This is a genomic window from Pseudanabaena biceps PCC 7429 (assembly GCF_000332215.1).
In the GTDB taxonomy this organism is placed as follows: domain Bacteria; phylum Cyanobacteriota; class Cyanobacteriia; order Pseudanabaenales; family Pseudanabaenaceae; genus Pseudanabaena; species Pseudanabaena biceps.
The window spans coordinates 1-2375 of record NZ_ALWB01000379.1; the positions used below are offsets into that span (position 1 = coordinate 1).

Annotated in this window: 1 protein-coding gene and 1 pseudogene; one reads left to right on the top strand and one right to left on the bottom strand. The window is 37.6% G+C overall.

Features of this window, described 5'->3' with window-relative positions:
* Nucleotides 1-196: 196 nt before the first annotated feature.
* Nucleotides 197-391: pseudogene (locus PSE7429_RS28090) on the top strand (DUF4263 domain-containing protein); the annotation flags it as partial.
* Between the two features lie 88 nt (nucleotides 392-479).
* Here the strand turns inward: PSE7429_RS28090 and PSE7429_RS22495 are convergent.
* The gene (locus tag PSE7429_RS22495) at nucleotides 480-1913 is read right to left on the bottom strand and encodes an ATP-binding protein (RefSeq protein WP_009629698.1); all 1434 of its coding nucleotides are present in this window, start codon (nucleotides 1911-1913) and stop codon (nucleotides 480-482) included.
* Between the last annotated feature and the right edge of the window lie 462 nt (nucleotides 1914-2375).

Sequence of the window (2375 nt, forward strand, 5' to 3'; positions counted from 1 at the left end):
AAGCGCGATCCTTATCCTCGCTTCCTATCATCAAAAACGACGCTTCTCGTCCCAAAAAGGTACAACAAAGACATCCTTAATTCCTAATCCTAAATATTCTCCTTTTCATTCTCTTGGATTTGCCCAGTTCTCCATTCTCTGGGTTACTTTTTCCTGCTCTTTTTCTGATTAGCTTAATCAACTTAGTCTAAACTCCAGTAGCTATAGCGGTCTACTGGTAATTGGTAGGGATAAATTCATTCAGCATTCTGGATTGATGCAAAGATTTCGATGGCGATCACATAAAACCGTCATCGATAGTAAACCGCTTCACTGTATGACTTTCGATCAGTTACTTGAGGAGTCAATCGAAAAGTTATCTACATTGAAATTGAGCGATCAGCTAGAGTAGTGAACACTGAGGAGATCGCATTATATTCAGACATTTAATTTTATCGTGGTCGCTTTTTGATTAATTGTGCTTTAGGCGATCGCACAACTTAAAAATCAGACAAGATATTAGCTCCCAGAATATAAGCATAGAGACTAGATGGACAAAATTTAAAGTCTACTCCTTTGTACTGAATGTCTTCATCTGAAATAGTTTGGCTAGTTATCAAAATTGGTTGAGATATATTGGGATGCTTATTCACAAATTCAATACAATTATCAAGCTCCGCGAGTGTTCTATAGGGGCGATCGCTCCATTTAACTTCAACAATCCAAGAGGGTAATTGATTAACCTTATCTAAATGAACGATATCAACTTCTCCAGACTTCCATCGGGCATAATAAAGTTCAGTAATTTCGCTGTGCTGCCATTGGCTAAAAATTGCCGTTTCAGTCATGGATCCCATAGCTTCGGAATTCGCGTCAATCTGTCCAAATAATGCAGCTCTCATGGATGGATTAGTTAAGTAAACCTTGAAACACATCGCTCGCTTAAATCTCTTCGCATTGTTATCTATTCGCTCAACTCGGCGAATTAGAAATGCCGCTTCAAGGTATTCTAGATAACGCTTGATCGTGTTTTTAGCAACACCAGAGGATTTGGATAATCCGTCTAGACTTACTTCATTTCCAGAGTTGTAGGCTAGGGTTGTAAAAAGTCTATTTAATTCTTGAATATCGTTAATACCGTAAAGGCTGGGGAGATCTCGGAGTAATACCTTGTCGATAATGTCACTTTTGATGTACTGACTGGGGTTCTGCCTGATGGTTTCCGAAAAGACTGCCTCTGGATAGCCACCAAAGTTTAGGTAGTTTATAAACTCTTCATTGAGCGCAGTAATATTTAAAGCAGAATAATTTATAGCTGAAGCCCCATAAATATTTGATTCTAACTCTTTTATAAGTTCAGATTCTCGTCCAATAAACATCAAGTACTCAGCAAAAGTTAGTGGTGGTAGAACATAATCGCTAAAGCGTCCAGCACCTGACTCATGGCTCTTTAGTCTTAATGCTGCCGCCGCAGAACCCGTAGCAATAAAACGATAGTCTGCGTATGAGTCAACTAGAGATTTAAGATGTACTTCCCAATCACGCAAATACTGAATTTCGTCAAAGAAGATAAACAGTTTGGCATTGCGCGTATGATCAAATAATTTCTGAAAATAATTGAGTATCCGTTCTAAATGCAGTCCAGTATAGATTGGAGTTTCAAGGGAAATGTATAAAATATTTGTTGCTTCTATCCCAGAGTCTAAGAGTGCACGAATGGTGTGATAAACCATAACAGTTTTACCGACACGCCTTGGTCCCATTAAAACGATCGCTCGACGAACATTTGAGTCCAAAATATTTTCGTAAAAGGTCTCGAAGTACTTACGTCGAGGTGTATTTTCGTAAGTTATTTTTCCTTCTTTACCTTGTTCCCACCAAGGGTTATCAAACCGAAGTCGGGACAAAATATCTGCTTCTGAAATTTCAAGCATAAATTTTAAATAAGATTAGTCAACTAATCTTATTTTATCTTGGTTTTACATTTAAGGTCAATCAACTAATCTTATTTTTGTCTTGTAAGTGTAGCGATCGCCATATCCAGATATTGAATTTCATCGCAAGCCTTACCAATTCTAAAATTTAAGCTAAAATTATCAGGTAAGTTTCAAAGCCATGTTGCTACTCTTTTAGTGAGATTGAGATTTAGCTAAGGTATCTAGTTCCTCGATTGGGAATGCGATATGTGTCAATGTGCTTGAGGGTAAGTTGATTGAGCGATCGCAGCAGGTGAAGAAGGCTATGTATTGGTTGCCAAAGTTTTTAAATAGGGCAAATAAAAAAGAGGTAAATTTATTTAACTGGAGTTTAGACTAAGTTGATTAAGCTAATCAGAAAAAGAGCAGGAAAAAGTAACCCAGAGAATGGAGAACTGGGCAAATCCAAGAGAATGAAAA

Coding starts and splice junctions, on each gene's coding strand:
- PSE7429_RS22495 (WP_009629698.1), bottom strand. CDS start 1,913: ATGCTTGAAATTTCAGAAGCAGATATTTTGTCCCGACTTCGGTTTGAT.